This window comes from Myxosarcina sp. GI1 (genome assembly GCF_000756305.1).
Lineage (GTDB): Bacteria > Cyanobacteriota > Cyanobacteriia > Cyanobacteriales > Xenococcaceae > Myxosarcina.
In genome coordinates this window covers 133,580-148,394 of the sequence record NZ_JRFE01000006.1, presented here as the reverse complement: position 1 = coordinate 148,394, position 14,815 = coordinate 133,580, and the positions used below count along the sequence as shown (strand labels likewise).

At 39.9% G+C, this 14,815-nt stretch carries 15 protein-coding genes; 10 read left to right on the top strand and 5 right to left on the bottom strand.

All coding sequences use genetic code 11. The features are described 5' to 3' along the window. Window positions 1-106: 106 nt before the first annotated feature. The gene (locus KV40_RS02570) at window positions 107-1,147 is read right to left on the bottom strand and encodes a class I fructose-bisphosphate aldolase (protein ID WP_036477703.1); all 1,041 of its coding nucleotides are present in this window, start codon (window positions 1,145-1,147) and stop codon (window positions 107-109) included. A 406-nt stretch (window positions 1,148-1,553) separates the two neighbouring features. On the opposite strand from KV40_RS02570, the gene KV40_RS02565 reads away from it, so the two are divergent. The 5 genes from KV40_RS02565 (at window position 1,554) to KV40_RS35570 (ending at window position 3,723) form a co-directional block, all read left to right on the top strand. After that, window positions 1,554-1,805: a hypothetical protein gene (locus KV40_RS02565; RefSeq protein WP_036477700.1), complete on the top strand. Its 252-nt coding sequence runs from the start codon at window positions 1,554-1,556 to the stop codon at window positions 1,803-1,805. Window positions 1,806-1,926: 121 nt separating this feature from the next. After that, window positions 1,927-2,739 (top strand): A24 family peptidase, encoded by an 813-nt coding sequence (locus tag KV40_RS02560; RefSeq protein ID WP_036477698.1) that lies wholly within the window; start codon window positions 1,927-1,929, stop codon window positions 2,737-2,739. Window positions 2,740-2,947: 208 nt separating this feature from the next. Beyond that, window positions 2,948-3,028, top strand: coding sequence for a DUF4118 domain-containing protein (locus KV40_RS37185; protein ID WP_072013758.1), 81 nt, complete (start codon window positions 2,948-2,950; stop codon window positions 3,026-3,028). 11 nt (window positions 3,029-3,039) lie between these two features. Beyond that, window positions 3,040-3,120, top strand: coding sequence for a DUF4118 domain-containing protein (locus tag KV40_RS37180; RefSeq protein ID WP_072013758.1), 81 nt, complete (start codon window positions 3,040-3,042; stop codon window positions 3,118-3,120). A 438-nt stretch (window positions 3,121-3,558) separates the two neighbouring features. Then, entirely contained in the window at window positions 3,559-3,723 is a 165-nt protein-coding gene (locus KV40_RS35570) for a hypothetical protein (protein ID WP_172657213.1), read from the top strand. A gap of 518 nt (window positions 3,724-4,241) precedes the next feature. Here KV40_RS35570 and KV40_RS02550 read toward each other — a convergent pair. Then, a complete protein-coding gene (locus KV40_RS02550) occupies window positions 4,242-6,206 on the bottom strand; it encodes a sugar phosphorylase (RefSeq protein ID WP_081942728.1) in 1,965 nt (654 codons plus the stop codon). Window positions 6,207-6,541: 335 nt separating this feature from the next. Between KV40_RS02550 and KV40_RS02545 the strand changes: the two genes are divergently transcribed. The 4 genes from KV40_RS02545 (at window position 6,542) to KV40_RS02530 (ending at window position 10,528) form a co-directional block, all read left to right on the top strand. After that, entirely contained in the window at window positions 6,542-7,309 is a 768-nt protein-coding gene (locus tag KV40_RS02545; RefSeq protein ID WP_052055285.1) for a mannosyl-3-phosphoglycerate phosphatase, read from the top strand. 23 nt (window positions 7,310-7,332) lie between these two features. After that, on the top strand, window positions 7,333-8,550 hold the full coding sequence (locus tag KV40_RS02540; protein ID WP_036477693.1) for a glycosyl transferase: 1,218 nt from the start codon (window positions 7,333-7,335) through the stop codon (window positions 8,548-8,550). Window positions 8,551-9,000: 450 nt separating this feature from the next. Further along, complete coding sequence (locus KV40_RS31740; RefSeq protein WP_052055284.1) at window positions 9,001-10,035, top strand: YsnF/AvaK domain-containing protein; 1,035 nt, start codon at window positions 9,001-9,003, stop codon at window positions 10,033-10,035. A gap of 40 nt (window positions 10,036-10,075) precedes the next feature. Continuing rightward, window positions 10,076-10,528 carry a BON domain-containing protein gene (locus tag KV40_RS02530; protein WP_036477691.1) on the top strand — a complete coding sequence of 151 codons (453 nt, stop codon included), beginning with the start codon at window positions 10,076-10,078 and terminating at the stop codon, window positions 10,526-10,528. Between the two features lie 54 nt (window positions 10,529-10,582). Here KV40_RS02530 and KV40_RS02525 read toward each other — a convergent pair whose 3' ends face one another. The 3 genes from KV40_RS02525 to KV40_RS02515 all read right to left on the bottom strand — a co-directional run bounded on the left by KV40_RS02525 (window position 10,583) and on the right by KV40_RS02515 (window position 14,176). After that, window positions 10,583-11,143: a hypothetical protein gene (locus KV40_RS02525; protein ID WP_036477688.1), complete on the bottom strand. Its 561-nt coding sequence runs from the start codon at window positions 11,141-11,143 to the stop codon at window positions 10,583-10,585. Between the two features lie 257 nt (window positions 11,144-11,400). Beyond that, on the bottom strand, window positions 11,401-11,712 hold the full coding sequence (locus KV40_RS02520; protein WP_036477685.1) for a DUF1540 domain-containing protein: 312 nt from the start codon (window positions 11,710-11,712) through the stop codon (window positions 11,401-11,403). An 88-nt stretch (window positions 11,713-11,800) separates the two neighbouring features. Beyond that, entirely contained in the window at window positions 11,801-14,176 is a 2,376-nt protein-coding gene (locus KV40_RS02515; RefSeq protein ID WP_081942727.1) for an ATP-dependent helicase, read from the bottom strand. 289 nt (window positions 14,177-14,465) lie between these two features. Here KV40_RS02515 and KV40_RS02510 point away from each other — a divergent pair, with 289 nt between their 5' ends. Then, window positions 14,466-14,753 carry an RNA-binding protein gene (locus KV40_RS02510; protein WP_036477682.1) on the top strand — a complete coding sequence of 96 codons (288 nt, stop codon included), beginning with the start codon at window positions 14,466-14,468 and terminating at the stop codon, window positions 14,751-14,753. Window positions 14,754-14,815: the final 62 nt, after the last annotated feature.

Here is a 14,815-nt window from a genome sequence, read left to right as displayed (position 1 = left end):
CAAAAAAAAAGAATTCGACTTAGTCGAATTCTTTTAAAATTTAGATTGAGAAGAATAAAATATAACTTCTTTGCAATTTATGACTGAGCCTATTGTCAGTACAAATTTAGACCAATGCTGGCTCTTTTTCCATGCTTTGAGAGTAGTTACCTTTGCTAGCTTCGCTGTTTAGTTTGGCTCTCTCAACCAAGCGTTTTTGTGCTTCTTCTACGTTAGATTGCTCGCCTTTCCAGTAATTTAATGCAGGTTGCTGAATTGCGCGTGCATAAGAGAACGTAACGCGCCAGGGGAACTGAGATCTATATTTGGCGTTCATTTCATTGAGGTGTGCCGAAGCTCTCTGTTCGCTTTGTCCGCCAGATAGGAAAGCAATACCAGGTACGGAGGCAGGTACGCAGTTCATTAAGCAGCGAACTGTTTCTGATGCTACTTCTTCTACGCTAGCCTGTTGGGAACAGTCTGCACCAGAAATAACCATACTAGGTTTTAAAATCATCTGGTCGTAAGCTGCATTCTGCACGTATAGCTGGCGAAATACCTCATGTAGAGTTTTTTCGGTTACTTCGTAGCACGTTTCAATAGTATGGTCGCCATTAATCAATACTTCTGGTTCGACGATAGGTACTAAACCGCCTTCTTGACAGAGAACGGCATAACGAGCCAAACCATGAGCATTAGCTTCAATGCAACCATCACTGGGAATACCGTCACCAATAGTAATTACAGATCTCCATTTGGCAAAACGCGCACCCATTTCATAATATTCAGCAATGCGATCGCGCAGTCCGTCTAAACCTTCAGTTACTTTTTCGTTGGGTCGTGCGGCTAAATCTTTGGCTCCAGTATCGACTTTAATCCCAGGAATTATTCCCGCATCCTGCATGGCTTTAACAAAGGATACGCCGTCTTTGGTCGATTGACGAATTGTTTCATCATATAAAATCGCGCCACTAATATAGTTACCTAAATCTGGAGCGGTAATCAATAACTCTCTGTAAGCGCGACGATTTTCTTCTACGGGTTCGATATCTAAATTTTTAAATCGCTTGTTACAGGTTCCATTACTCTCATCCATAGCTAAAATACCTTTACCTTCAGCCATCATTGCTTTGGCAGTGTTTCTTAGCTCTTGAGCATATTTACTCATATTTTATTAATCTCCTTTTATGTTTTTATGCTTAAACTTCCGTAACTGCTAAAAATTGTGATGATGATTTTTTAGTAATGGTTTCTAAAAAAGTTTTTATACAAAAGTACGGAAGCAAATATTTGCTTTGTTAATACATTAGCTAACTTCTGCGTCATATTAATATTACTAAAGTTGGAAAAATGGCTAAATTTCGAAATTAATTTTCTAAAAATCTCTATTTATAATAAAAAAGTTTTATGTATAATTAGAAGCTCATAAAAAATACTTAGTCACTAATACGTAATTACTATTACCCAACTGTTTTCTCGCAGCACGAATTTGGCAATATAAATTTACAATAGAGCTTATTTATTGCTTTTAAAATTAGGTTAAATTTAGGAAGTTCTATTTTAGGAGGCGTTTAGTGACCTACGCCACTACCAATCGAGATCGTTCTGCAAAAGTTAAAGTAGATTCTACTATGTTTTTCGACCCAACGCTAATCAAAGCAGCTAGAAAAGTTTATCAAAGCTATTGTACTTTTTCCCAGCTAAACAAAAAACCTCTGGGAGTTGTCATTGACTGCAAGACATATAAAGGACAACTAACCTTTCGGGAAAAACCAATACTCTTGCCGAGAGAACGTTTTATTGGTATGGACTTGATCGAAACTTAAATTTGGCTTTTAGATACGAGAGTGTTAAGCAAACTAAATTTTAAGCTCTAAATGTAAATTTCTAGTAGTGAGTTGGGCATCTTAGTTAAGTTCCGATCGCCAATTTAATGAAAAGCTTACTATGGAAATTTTAGCGATCGCTCCTACTTTGGTCGTGTTTGTTTTTGGTGCCTGTATTGGCAGCTTTTTAAACGTAGTCGTTTATCGCCTACCCGCAGGACTTTCGATAGTTTATCCTGCTTCTCACTGCCCTCGTTGCCAGCATCAGTTGGGTAAAACTGAAAACGTACCGATTTTAGGCTGGTTGATGCTGAAAGGACGCTGTAGTTACTGTAAAACTACAATTTCCTTTCGCTATCCTCTAATCGAAGCGGTAACGGGAATTATGTTCCTAATTATCTTTGGACAATTTGGCTATAGTGTTGAAACCATAGGGTACTGGATTTTATTTTCTTGGTTATTGTCTTTGACCTTAATCGATTTCGATACCATGACTTTACCTGCTTCCCTTACTAAGTCAGGTTTAGTACTAGGTTTAGTTTTTCAGGTTATAATTGGCTGGAGCAATAGCGGCAGTTCTGCGGCGATCGCCAATGCTATCTTTGGTATTGCTGGTGCTACGGTTGGAATTTGGCTGTTAGAAACGATTAGAATTCTCGGTACAATTATTTTTCAGCAAGAAGCAATGGGCGATGCTGACGGTAAATTGCTGGCAACTATTGGTGCCTGGGTTGGCTGGAAATCTGTCTTGGTTACTTGTTTTGTAGCCTGTGGTCTAGGGGCAGTACTCGGTGGTGGTGCAATGGCTTTGGGTTTGTTAAATAAAAAACAGCCCATGCCTTTTGGTCCTTTTTTAGCTTTGGGAGGCATATTATCTTTATTTTATGGCGAAGCGATTGCTGATGTTTATGTCAACACGTTTTTTGTATTTTAAGTAACGTTTATTTTAGCTTGATACTAAGGAACACTATCTTTAACTTAAGTTCCTCATAAGCCGAAACCAACAAGCAGAGATTTTTTCAACCCCTATTGTGGTCGAGTATCCAAATCGGGCGTTCCACTGCCTTTAGTTTTAGTAATACCTTTTATATTACGTCTAATGTGAATTAAATATTAGCTCGGCGTTATTTTTTGCGGCAGTTATGTTTAGTGCTTGGTATGGTGGACTTGGTTCGGGTCTGCTCGCCACCGTTCTGTCTGTTTTGGCTAGCGACTACTTTTAAATTCCGCCGTTTTGTTTAGTGCTTGGTATGGTGGACTTGGTTCGGGTCTGCTCGCCACCGTTCTGTCTGTTTTGGCTAGCGACTACTTTTAAATTCCGCCGTTTTATGCTCTCGGAAGGGCTAGTAGACAGCCTCGGCAAAGGAAAAGTAGCAACATTTACGATTACGCTACCGCTAGTTTCCTCTAATTCCAAGAAAAAGAATTCAGAAACACTCAAACTAAACATTTGAGCACGAGTGATTCTTCTGGATTGGTAGTAAAAGTATCCCCAATATTATTACAGAAGAAGTATTGAAAAATGTTTGACAAAGCAAGATAGCTATGATTACGGAGCTATTGCTGCTTAATTTTGTCCGAACCATTGACAGTCAGTTGTCATGAAAACTCTCTCATTAATTTTTCACTAATGCTTCATGGTTATCTCGCACATTATTAAGGTGTAGTTAATCTTTTATTAAATATAAGTAATTTTAACAATTAACATTAATACTCCAAAAAACACTCAATCGCATTTTGTGTGGGAGAAATCATGACCATTGCTATTGACCATGTACGAGGCTCAACCACCAATCACCGTCTTAAAACTATGCCAAGTCTGTCAAATCAGTTAGATGTTTCCCAGCGAAGATGGCGGATTGTCCTGTATTCTCACGATACGATGGGCTTGGGACACATAAGCGACGTAATCTTTTAATAGCTCAAACATTGGGTATTTCCGCTATTAATGCTGATATTTTCACGACTTGGCAATTTTACGAAGAAAAGAGAGCAAAAAGAGAGTAAGGTAAAAAATGAAATTCAAAAAATTAACTTGAGCGATTAATGCCCAAACACCGAGAAATAATAGCATCAGAACACAGAGGAAAATCAGTCTTTGTCGCACCGTATTTTTTTTGATGTCTAATAATTTGGCGAGAAATATCAATACAGTAGTCAAACCGCTTGATTGCGTTATGACGATTCCAAAACTCCACATTGCTAAGACCTTGGCTTGTGGCTTACTTAAATGCGGCATGTTGCGAGTTACTGTTCCTACCCAACTTTTGAGACATGGATGTATTCTCATCAGAATTATGCAGTTCAAGTGTCTTTCTCTTAGTTTATTAAAAACCCACCCCTAAAAGGGAGCTAACGCGCCCTTGCGTATGCGCCTCTGTAGGTCGCCGCTCCTTTTGCCTTTTTCACCTCAGTTCAACCCAGAAAACACCCTGTTCAAGTCCGATCTATGCTTCTTTCTAACTCAATAAAAGGAACTAGCCAAACAACATCGTAAGGTTGCAAAGTTAGAGAAATTTTTTGTCCTTGAACTCTCCAGCCTCTATGTCCGATCAAATCGTACCAATAACTGTCTTCTGGGGTAGCGCAAGCAATAGATTGTGAATCGTTTAATTTTAGTTCGGTTAGAGGAATTTCCAGCTGACAAATTTGGTTAGAGACATTAGTTATGGTAAGAATATGTTCTTCACATTCGGGTGCGACTCGTAATACAGCAAAACATTGTGGAGAAAGAGTCAAAATTTGTTGTTCTCCGTGGGGATGAAAAGCTCGCTGGCAAACCCGAATTTCTAAAAGTCTACCTAAAGCTTTAGTAAGTTGAGATAGTTTAGAATCAGGGCGTTGTAATTGTTCGTCTAAAACGGTTTCGGCAATTATCTGACGATTGATATCTCGTTTGGACTTGGTTTTTAGAACTGTATTTACATCATTGGTAGTGCCAAACAAACCGTGTACATAAATTCCAGGTACGCCTTTTAGTGCTAACGCTATGCTGCGAGAAGCGACAAAACGTTTAATTTGAATAGCCAACGATTCATCATCACTATCTAAATTTAAAGCACTATACCAGGTAGTATTAATTTCATAAGGTTCGTCTTGTCCGCCCGATCCCGTACGATAGGAAACAAAAGCACCGTGTTCTCTGGCTCTGCTAATTAAATATTGAATATCTTCGCTCGCCAGAATGTTTTTTACTCCCATTAAGCCAATGCCATCGTGAGTATCTAAGATATTAAGATAGGTACAAGTATCTGAAGGAAACTCTAATTGTTTTGCCCATTTAGCTAGAGCGGTTGTATCTTCGCGATAAAAAGTATGCAGCACTAACGGAGGTAGGGCAAAGTTGTAAACCATTTGTGCTTCATCGTGACCGTTACCAAAATAAGCAATATTTTGTTCGTGAGGAATATTAGTTTCGGTAATTAAAGCGACACCTGGAGCGACGACGTTTAAAATATCGCGAAATAGCTTGATGGTTTCGTGAGTTTGTTCCAAATTAGCGCAGGAAGTCCCAGGAATTTCCCAGAGATAGGTAACGGCATCGAGACGAATTAAATCTGCTCCGCGACGCACGTAAAGTAACAGGGTTTCGATTACCCAGAGCAGTACTTTAGGGTTGCGATAATTCAAATCGATTTGGTCGGCAGAAAAAGTCGTCCATACCCAAATAGGACCGTCGATTGACTGAAATTTGGTTAACAAATCGCTAGTACGAGGACGCACTACCTTTTGTAGATCCTCTGGACTCAATTCATCGGGAGAATGATAAACTGTAGCAATGTCTTTGTATTCGGGGTTGCCGTTTAATAATTTTTGGAAAGCCTTGCTTTGAGATGAGGTATGGTTGCATACCGCATCGAACATCAATTGATATGAGTCGCCAATCTGAGCGATATCTTGCCACGAACCTAGCTTAGGATCTACATTGCGAAAGTCGGTAACGGAAAAACCCCGATCTGAAGAGTAAGGAAAAAAGGGCAGTATATGCAGGGTATTAATCGCTTTTTTAAATCCTGGTACCTGTTCTAAAATATGAACCAAGCTAGCTAAAGGAGAAGATTTTTCGCTGCGAAGTAAATCTCCATAGGTAATTAAAATAACGTCTTTTTCTGTAAAGCGGTTGGCAGGCAGCAAATCTCGTTCGGCTTCGATTTTAGCAGGTGGTTTGTGTGCGTAATAGACTTTTAAAATTCGCTCCAATTCGGGCAAATATTTTTGCGCCTCTGCTTCTCCATAGAGAAAAGATAAACGAGCCAAAATTTTCTTGCGGGCTTCATAAGGAATTTCTACAAGCGGCTTACTGTAATCTGGATATTCGTAATGGCGAATTTTGGGAGGTTTTGACTCGGAGTTGGAAACTCGTTCTTGTGAGGTGAAGCTAACTTTCTGCCTGGCAACCATGCGATTTGTAAATTATTTGAATGAGCTAGATGGATAGACACTGAAAACTGCAATGTAGCCTGAGATCTTAGATTTTGGCAAGATATAGCAATACGTTTTTTGATGAGAACACATCTTTCTTAAGAGACAGGAGACAGAATGTTCTAATGTTTCTTTGTATCGTTTGCGATCGCGTTAGATTTTCGCAACCATGTAGACTACATTAATTACAATCCCGTTCGTCATGGATTGGTATCTGCTTTTAAAGATTGGCGGTGTTTTAATTTGACCTTAAACATGAAAATTAAAGTTTTCATATTATAATTTGTTGAAGAAAATAAAAGTCAACACAAGCTATGCGATACATTGTCGTTACTGACTTAGATGGAACGCTGCTAGACCGTCAAACTTATGAATATACTCCTGCTAAGACAGCGATCGCACAATTAAATCAGCGTGAAATTCCCATAATTTTTAACTCTAGTAAGACTCAGGCAGAAATTAGCGAACTGCGCCACAAACTTGATAACCGAGAACCATTTGTCTGTGAAAATGGTGGAATTATATGTAGTTTAGAAGCTGCTCCTAAATATTTAGGAACTCCCAGAGAGCAATTTTTAGCATACTTGCGATCGCTCAAACAAGAATTAAATCTTAACTATCAAGGGTTTGCCGATGTCACCATAGATGTTGTAGTAAAGTGGACTGATTTAACCGTTGCAGATGCCCAAAAAGCAATGCAGCGAGAAGCCACCGAACCAATATTATGGCAAGATTCGCAACTGGCATTAGAAAAATTTAGAGAGAAGTTAGCCAAACGACAGTTACAGTGTATTAAAGGGGGACGACTCTACCATGTCATGGGAAATTTTAATAAGGCAAGTTGCTTTAGTGAATTAAAACAATATTATGCTCGACGTTGGCAGGAAGAGGTGAAAATAATTGCTCTTGGTGATAGTCCGAACGATTTGCCAATGTTGGAACGAGCCGATTTGGCGGTGGTAATTCCTTCAGCTAAAGGCAAAGCTTTAAAGCTAGAACGCGATCGAGTTTTTTACGCTTCTCAACTAGCTCCCTATGGCTGGCAAGAAGCGATCGATTTTTGCTTGGAAAATATTTTGTAGGTATACTTGGGAGGTGAATTGAAATCGCTGACTTTTTTCAAAACGGTGAAATAACCACCTTACATGATTTACACAGTCGTTCTGTCGAATCGCTCGAAGCAGAATTACTGCATATTTCTCAAACTACGACACCAATGACTTTGGTGCTGCCATGTTTATTTACCGAACTTGAAGGTAAGGCATTGCCAAACATTGTTGAAGAACTAACTAAAGTTGAATATATAAACCAAATTATTATTGGTTTAGATCGCGCATCTGAAGTAGAATTCGACTATGCCAAAGCATACTTTTCTAAGTTACCGCAAAACTACAAAATCTTGTGGAATGATGGGGCGCGTATGCAAGCCGTACATCAGTTATTAAAAAATGAAGGGTTAGCTCCTAGCGAACGAGGTAAAGGATGCAATGTCTGGTATTGTATGGGCTATTTTTTGTCTTCTGGAGTCGGAAGAAAAATTTTGGCTTTGCATGATTGCGATATCTTAACTTACAACAAAGAATTACTAACAAAACTAATTTATCCATTAGCCAATCCCGCCTTTCAATTCAAATTTTCTAAAGGCTATTATTATCGTCAGGCAAATAATAAATTGCATGGTAGAGTCATGCGACTATTAGTTAGTCCTTTGGTGCGATCGCTGCAAAAGATTTTTCCCAACAATCCCTTTTTAGAGTACATCGACAGCTTTCGCTATCCTCTATCGGGAGAGTTTGCCATGGTTTCTGAGGTGGTCAACACCATTCGCATTCCCTATGATTGGGGATTAGAAATCGGCGTACTTTACGATGTTTATCGCAACCACAATCTCAACAAAATTTGTCAGGTAGATATTGCCGATGCCTACGACCACAAACATCAAGAACTTTCCATTGAAGATCGTCAACGAGGTTTGTCTAAAATGTCGATTGATATTTGCAAAGCAATATTTCGTAAAATGGCGACCAATGGAGTGGTTTTTTCTCAGGAAATTTTCAGAACCATCAAAGCCAGCTACTATCGTACGGCTTTAGATTTTGTGGAACGTTACTATAGCGATGCCATTATGAATGGATTAACTTTAGATCGTCATAGTGAAGAAAAGGCGATCGAACTTTTTTCGCAATCGATTATTCATGCAGGCAATGCTTTTCTACAAAATCCCCAATTGAATCCTGTCATTCCTAGCTGGAATCGCGTTATGAGTGCCGACGCTAATATATTACAGAAAATTAATGATGCTGTGGAGGCTGATAATAGTTAGGTTTTTAAAGCTGAAACTTTAAAGGCTCTGCTGGCGATTAAAGTTTAGTTTTTATATCTTTTGACATATACCGAGACTAATAAGACTAAATTCGATTATTGTAGCAAAACAATATTGTTACTATAAAAACAGTCCATTACAGGCTAAGAAAAGTTGTAATAATTACTGGTAAAAATTTTCAAATCAATTGAAGAACGTACTCAAGAATGATTGAGAATTTCAGAAAAACCAAAAGTAATATATAAAAAGTATTGTTTTGTAAAAAAAAGCATAGCAGCAAAAGCTAAGGGACATACTTAAATTATTCGAGAGATAGAGGTGAATACTCTTTATTTTTGAAATAATTAAATATGTAAAGTAATTGCACTAAATTTATCTTGATAAATTTAGGTAAAAAATTGCATTACAGTTTTTTATTTTGCTAAATTTTGAGGATTAAAATAAACATTAATGAATAAAGTTAATAAACATTACAAGCGCGCCGCTGGATTGTTCTATAGTCGTGACGAAGCTGAGGCAGCAGTTCGCGGGTTAAAAAATAATAATTTTGATATGGATCGCGTTTCGGTAATTGCTAGAGATGCAGACAAAGTTGCTGGAGCAAACACCACCGATACGAAACAGGTAGGCAATAAAGCTGATGATGGCGCGACTACAGGAGCTTTGACTGGCGGAGCTTTAGGCGGTATTGGCGGCTTACTAGTGGGCTTAGGAGTTTTGGCAATTCCAGGAATTGGTCCGATTTTACTGGCAGGKGCAGAAGCAACTGCGATCGCCACAACTATAGCAGGTGCTGGTATTGGTGCTGTAGCTGGAGGTTTGATCGGAGCTTTGATTGGTCTGGGAATTCCCGAAGAAAGAGCTAGAATATATCGCGATCGCGTTGCAGGCGGTAGTTTTCTAGTAATGGTAACGGGTACGGCAGCAGAAATTTCTCGTGCTGAAAATTTGATGAAGCAACATGGAGTAGAAGAGTTTGGTATCTACGATGTACCAGGAGCAACTCCAACTCAAGTTGCCGATGTAGATGATGATATTAGAACTAGAACCGATATCAGCGATACAGACAAAATCAGACTATATGAAGAACGTCTGATGGTAAACAAACAGCGTGAAAAAGCTGGAGAAGTAGCAGTCGGTAAAAAAGTATCAACTGAAACAGCTAGAGTTTCTGTTCCTGTAGAGAAAGAAAGAGTCGTTGTCGAACGTACCACCCCCGACTCTACTACTCAAGTAACTCCTGGTAGCGTTAATTTTGGAACTGAGGAAGTAGCCAGAGTTGATGTATACGAAGAAACAGCCGACATCAAAAAACAGGCTTTTGTAAGAGAAGAAGTAAATATTCGCAAAGAAGTAGAACAGGACACCGTAAGAGCTAGCGAAAAAGTTCGTCGTGAAGAACTCGATGTAGATGTAGACGGCAATCCTGTTATCGATCGCGGTAATAGAAATTACCCTCCGCGTACTGTCGAAGGCGATCGCTAAATTCTTTACTACCAAATAATCAATCGGAGAGTCAATAATTATGAACAAACTAACTACTGTATTACTAGGTAGCACGTTACTTTTTGGTGCCGTTGCCTGTGATGTAGCCAGAACTAGTGGAGATGCACCTACTTCTGAAGGTGAAACGGTAGAACAACCCGCTCAAGTAGAAGACACTTTAGAAGATGCTGATAGCGATCTTCGTCAAAGGCAGCTAAATTCTGATATTAGAGCTAGAGAGGAGCGTAACGATGTTTTTGGCGAACAAGAGCAAAGAGATAATTCCGATCTTGAAAGTGAAGTCAGAGCTAAACTCGAAGCAAACATTCCTCGTAGCAAGTTAACTATCGATGCTGAAAATGGTGCAGTGTTTATCAGGGGAACTGTTCCCAGTGAAAAAGAATATTCTACAATCGAGCCATTGGCTAGAGAAATTACAGGAGTCGATACGGTACAGCTAGAGGTTGAGATCGTTCCAGGAGCAGAATCGTAGATATTTACGATCGAATATTATGGGACGTAGGTAGCTACGTTCCATTTTTTAGTTTTATTGCTTCATCCGCATTTGAGGAATATATTTAACTGTAGGTAGACCAGTCCAAACGATAACTGAGAGATATTGCGGTCTAGGTACAAGTTGATAGCCATTAGCAACCGCTTTTAATTCCAGAAAAAAAATTTCCCAACAGGCTGGTTCTACTACCCACTGTGTTGCAGAATTTATCGATGGCGCGTTTAGTTGGCGGATAGTATGGGTTGAAAACAGCACGTCAATAACGCTTGGTTTGAATCCGTACTTAGAAGTAAAGTATTTGAGATCTTCCCAATAATAAATTAACTTTTGATTGGTTAATAAATGATCTTCATGTTCCGAACAAGTCGCACCTAATAATGAAACTAGTCTCGTACAAATCGCTTCTACTCTCAGGCGATCGCTAATTAATAAGTCGGCTTCAACAGCTTGTAAAATAGCATTTGACTTAGGCGACCAGATTTGAAACGAGCAGTTGCGATCGAGAACTACTTTTCTTAATAGTAAATTGGGTAACTCTGCTTTAGGATAAGAAGGCGCGATTGCTAAATTGTTCGGGATAAAAGATGCAGGCATCAAAACTTAAGAGATAAGTAATTTCTTAATATCTCTGTTTAGTTTGATACTTTTTTAGCGATAAAAAAACATGTCCGATGAAAAAAAAGCATCTAGAAGATGAAGATTATTTATATGTGTCTTCAACTATCGAGATTTTACAGCGATCTTTACATCGGTTAAGTCTAAATTTAAATAAGACAAAAACGTTTGAATTTTTCTCGTTTTCGACAGATAAAGTGTACTTCATGCGATCGACACTTACTGCGATTATTTTACTACTTCGTATAGGTATCGCATCGAGCAGTATTATTCGACAAGAAAACGGTAATAAATTCGGCAATACATGACTGACCTTTGTTATAAGAACAATCAATAACCGTACATTGCGATACGTCCTCTACTTCCTCTCGTTCTTGGGTTATTGGTTTTAAAGATTCTGTCGTACAGTCATAATACAAAGCGGCTCCATTGGCAGTATTGATATAGATTCCACCTGCCGTACACCGCTTTTCGCGATTGTAAGTGCAATCAGTTACTAGGCATTCTGATACGATACCTAAATTGTTTTCGCCGCTATCTATAGCCATAAGTACTCTAGTCGAAATTTTTCGATGGAGTTACACTACCATGTTTGATTGAAAAAATTTAGTTCTAATAATACTAAATTAAATACATTTAATTAATAACAGAGCGGGGAAACTTACGACCCAACGCAGGCAAAACAGGACAAGGTGTTTTCTGCTGTAAGCTAGCTGGTTTGTCGGGACGAAATACGCTCCAGCGAAAAGGACCTAACTGAGCAGCAGACATCCACAGCAAACGTTTGGCTCTAGTCATTGCCACATAGAGCAAGCGAAATTCTTCGGCTTGCTTGAGCCTGTTGGCTTCTTTCCAAGCGGCAACTGGTTGGGGAATAGAAACTGCATCATTAGTATACCGAGCGTGAACTACCGCACGAATTTGAGCGCGAGCGACCTCTGAAAGAGTAAAATTGCCTAAAAATTGCGCTGCCGTAGGAACCCAGGGTTGTCCTGGCAGCACGTCCAAATGCAGAAAAGGTAGAAACACGTAGTCCCAATCTAATCCTTTGGCTTTGTGCATGGTAATAATAGTCAGTTGACCGCTACGAGTATAGCGGTCGTCGTTGTCTTCTTCTACCCCTTCAAATTTTTCTGAGGCAACTATTTCTTCTAAAGCTTGAATGCTACTTTGTAGAGAACTTTTACCAACAATCTGCTGGTTAACTTTTTCCGATAGTTTTTGTACCGTTGCTAATTCCGAACCCGTGTATTTTAGCTTCATTCCCAAATAAGGAATCAGTTGATAGTGAGGTAATGCCAAACGAGCGCGGAGTAAATCACAACAGTAGTCACGCACTTCCGTTACTTCTTTTTTAGATGGCGGATCGAGGGGGGTAGGATAGAGAAACTGTTCGGGATAGGTTGCAAGGGCGTTGAGATCCTGAGTGGGAATTAGACCTCGCTGGGTCAAGACTTCTAATGCCGCTTTAAGATTGTCTGGAGAATGAGGGCGATCGATAAACTGTAGTAGCTGGAGAATTTCGGCAGGTATATGTGAATGTCTTTCGGTTTCGCCAACTTCATAAATTTTTATTTTGTAGTCTCGTTGCAAGTAAGCTAATTCTTCGGCTACAAAGCGTCCTTGGCGATTTTCTCTAACTAAAATTGCGGCATTTCTCTCTGGATGTTCTTTAAATAAAGCGATCGCCCGTTTGCCAATTAGCTCTACGGTCTGATAAATATCATCTGGGCGATAAATTTCTAAACCTTTGCCCGTTGCCTGGGGGTTGGCTTCTGGTTGGGGATCGTCGGGAGAAACTGGCTGAATATTTTGGGGACGAAAAGGCAGTTGTAAATCTGGGTGGGGTTCTGCTGTAGCAGCGAGACGCAATTCTCTGAGTTCTTGCTGGTTAACCCAATGCAGTACAAAATTTGCCGCATCGATAATAGTACGATTGCTGCGTCCCGCTCGATCCATAGTTGCCAAACTGTTTTTTTCTTCGCAGATTTGGCAAAACCAATTAAAGTACAGGGGATCGGCAGGGGTAAAGGTAGAATTGATCGCTTGGTTGGGATCGCCTACTCTAACTAAATTTGGTGATAAATCGGGATTGGTGCTATTACCCGCCAAAATCGAGATTAGCTGTTCCTGTAGGGGACTAGAATCTTGCGCCTCGTCTTCAAATACGGCAAATACTCGCTCTTGCCAAAGCGATCGCATCGGCTCGTATGCCAATACTCTCAAAGCTGCCAAAATCATATCGTCATAGTCGATCAGATCTTGTGACTGCATTGCCTGTTGATATTCATCATAAAGTCCTGCGGCGATCGCTAGGATTTGATAGTTATCGGTAGCAGTTTGGCTTAAGTTGCGTAAATCTTCTGGTAGCAAACCCGAACTTTTAGCTTCTCTAACCACCGTATAGGTCAAGCCAGGCAACACTTCGGTTCGTAACACCGACTGACGGCGCAATCTTTCGGTTTCCTCGCCGTCAAACTGTATCCCTTCTAGCAAAACCCGATACTGACGTGGGTGAGTCGCCAGCCATTTTTCCACCGAACTTCTAATCAGACGATGTCCCATTGTTGGGGCAATAAGATTGACTTTATCTAAATCTAAAGCAGCTAGTTCGCGATGGGAACTGGCAATATTTAAAGCCAAACCATGTAGGGTATGAACTACAAACCCTCTGGGAGGTAAAGATAATTCCTGAAGGCGTTTTCTTATCTTACTTTTGATACTGGCGGCTGCCGAACGAGTATAAGTTACGATAACAAGCTGTTTGCGACTGTGTAATTGATGCTTGGCAATAGCAATTGCCGCAGCTACCGCCAAACTGTGAGACTTGCCCGCACCAGGTACGGCAGAAACTGCCATTTCTCCTTGCTGCCAATCTGCCAGACTCTGCTGTCCGACTCGCAGGCTATTTCGCAGTTGCCGTAGCTGAATTGACAATTCTGGTTTAAATACAGTTGAATCGATAAAATCGGCAGGAGAATCGCTAATTGTTTGTTTGAGATCGAACGACATCTTGGTACGAGCGAATTAACTATTTGTTGTGGGCGGCGTACAAAACCTGACTTCTCTCAATATAACGTGCGATCGCTTCTGTTTTCAGAGACTGGTTTCTGTCTTGACTGATGCTTTTGAAAGCAGTAAAGTGTGTTTCGACTTTAATAAAAAATGCTAGTATAATTAGCGAGAATAAAGATCGGCGATCGAGTTTGATTGGTATTGATAGGTTTTTCCATATAGTATTGATAGGCTTTTCTTCGCAATCTTGTCTCTCCACACGTTAATTCAATTGAGGAGACAATAGATGTCAATTTATGTCGGCAATCTCAACTATGAGATTACCCAAGAAGATCTTAATGAGGTTTTCGCCGAATATGGTACGGTCAAGCGGGTTCATCTTCCTACAGACCGCGAAACAGGTCGCAAACGTGGTTTTGGCTTCGTCGAAATGGGAACGGAAGATGAAGAAACTGCGGCAATTAGCGCTCTAGATGGTGCTGAATGGATGGGTCGATCGCTCAAAGTTAATAAAGCTAGACCTCGCGAACCTAGAAGTTCTGGAGGCGGCGGACGTAGAAATTTCCGTTTTTAACTCATCATTTTTAAAATGATAATCATAGTTTGCAGCTAAACCGAATAATTTCTTTGTCATGC

Excerpts from the sequence above, each read along its gene's own strand:
- KV40_RS02520 (WP_036477685.1), bottom strand. The coding sequence starts at position 11,712 with ATGGCTATAGATAGCGGCGAAAACAATTTAGGTATCGTATCAGAATGC.
- KV40_RS02515 (WP_081942727.1), bottom strand. The coding sequence starts at position 14,176 with ATGTCGTTCGATCTCAAACAAACAATTAGCGATTCTCCTGCCGATTTT.
- KV40_RS02550 (WP_081942728.1), bottom strand. The coding sequence starts at position 6,206 with ATGGTTGCCAGGCAGAAAGTTAGCTTCACCTCACAAGAACGAGTTTCC.
- KV40_RS02545 (WP_052055285.1), top strand. The coding sequence starts at position 6,542 with ATGCGATACATTGTCGTTACTGACTTAGATGGAACGCTGCTAGACCGT.
- KV40_RS02530 (WP_036477691.1), top strand. The coding sequence starts at position 10,076 with ATGAACAAACTAACTACTGTATTACTAGGTAGCACGTTACTTTTTGGT.
- KV40_RS02510 (WP_036477682.1), top strand. The coding sequence starts at position 14,466 with ATGTCAATTTATGTCGGCAATCTCAACTATGAGATTACCCAAGAAGAT.
- KV40_RS02525 (WP_036477688.1), bottom strand. The coding sequence starts at position 11,143 with ATGCCTGCATCTTTTATCCCGAACAATTTAGCAATCGCGCCTTCTTAT.
- KV40_RS35570 (WP_172657213.1), top strand. The coding sequence starts at position 3,559 with ATGACCATTGCTATTGACCATGTACGAGGCTCAACCACCAATCACCGT.
- KV40_RS02570 (WP_036477703.1), bottom strand. The coding sequence starts at position 1,147 with ATGAGTAAATATGCTCAAGAGCTAAGAAACACTGCCAAAGCAATGATG.
- KV40_RS02560 (WP_036477698.1), top strand. The coding sequence starts at position 1,927 with ATGGAAATTTTAGCGATCGCTCCTACTTTGGTCGTGTTTGTTTTTGGT.
- KV40_RS37185 (WP_072013758.1), top strand. The coding sequence starts at position 2,948 with ATGTTTAGTGCTTGGTATGGTGGACTTGGTTCGGGTCTGCTCGCCACC.